The sequence below is a fragment of the Streptomyces sp. NPDC053426 genome, from assembly GCF_055585405.1.
On record NZ_JBVJKE010000054.1, the window covers coordinates 1 to 1,422 of the forward strand.

Annotated in this window: 1 protein-coding gene; it reads left to right on the forward strand. The window is 70.2% G+C overall.

Annotation, left to right across the window (positions count from 1 at the left end; genetic code table 11):
• The first annotated feature begins 58 nt into the window (after nt 1-58).
• Nucleotides 59-1,294: an IS701 family transposase gene (locus ACZ62B_RS39080; protein ID WP_469694021.1), complete on the forward strand. Its 1,236-nt coding sequence runs from the start codon at nt 59-61 to the stop codon at nt 1,292-1,294.
• Nucleotides 1,295-1,422: the final 128 nt, after the last annotated feature.

Consider the following 1,422-nt stretch of genomic DNA (forward strand, 5'->3'; position numbering starts at 1 on the left):
CCTAGTAGTGCTTCGTTACGTTGGGTGATCTCTGCTGGTGGTGGGCATCCTCTCCGGTATGAGGTTGGGGGAGGTGGAACGGCTCCGGGGTGAGTTATCGGAGTTCGTTGCCGATGTGTTCGGGTCGTTGCCGCGGCGGGATCAGCGGCGGTGGGGTGCGTGTTATCTGCGGGGTCTGATGCTGGACGGCCGGCGCAAGTCGATCCAGCCGATGGCCGCCCGTCTGCCGGACGGGAACATGCAGGCCCTGCAGCAGTTCGTGAACCAGTCGCCGTGGGATCCGCTGCCGGTCCGGCGGCGGATCGCCCAGCGGCTGTCCGAGACGGTCCGGCCCGAGGTGTGGGTGGTCGACGACGTGTCGTTTCCCAAGTGCGGCACCGCGTCGGTGGGGGTGGCCCGGCAGTACTGCGGAGCGGTCGGCAAGCGGGCGAACTGCCAGGTCGCGGTCAGTGTCCACGCCGCCACCGACACCGCATCCTGCCCGCTGGAATGGCAGTTGTATCTGCCGCATGAGTGGACGGACGAGCCGGACCGGTGCCGCCGGGCAGGAGTCCCCGACGGCACCGGCCACCAGGAGAAGTGGCGGCTGGCGCTCGGCCTGCTCGACACGCTCGCCGAGTGGCGGTTGAAGGCGCCGGTGGTGGTCGCTGATGCCGGTTACGGCGTCAGCACTCCGTTCCGGACCGGCCTCGAGGAGCGCGGGCTGGCCTATGTTCTCGCCCTGACCGGGAAGGAGGTCGCCCACCCGGAGGAGGCCGAGCCGCACCGGCCCGCTTATGGCGGGCTCGGTCCGCCGACGCTGCCCCGCTATCGCACCCCGCCGCGAGCCGTCGCCGTCCTCGCGGTGGAGGCCGGTGCCGGCCGGTTCACCGAGGTAACCTGGCGCCGCGGCAGCAAGGGCGCGATGACCTCACGGTTCGCGGTCCTAACAGTGCGGCCGGCGGGCAAGCAGTCCCTGGCCGCAGCCCAGGAGGCGGGCGGCGGGCGCAACCGGTGGGACGGTGTTCTGCCCGCCCGGACGCTCCTGGTCGAGTGGCCGGACGGCCAGGCGGCTCCGACCGGCTACTGGATATCGAACCTGCCCGCCACCACACCGATCGCCGACCTGGTGCGGTGGGCGAAGATGCGCTGGCGGATCGAGCACGATTACCGCGAGCTCAAGCACGGCCTGGGACTGGACCACTTCGAGGGCCGCACCTGGCGCGGCTGGCACCACCACGTCACCCTCGTGACCGCCGCCCAGGCATTCCTCACCCTGCGGCGGCTCGACCCAAAAGCCCGGATGCCGGCCTGACTCTCTACCAGGTCCTGGAAGCACTCCAGGACCTGCTGAGGTGCTGGACCGGCACCTGCACCACCTGCGGCCGACCCCTCACCAGCAGCAGAACCAGAGCCAGAACCTAACGAAGCACTACTAGGAGC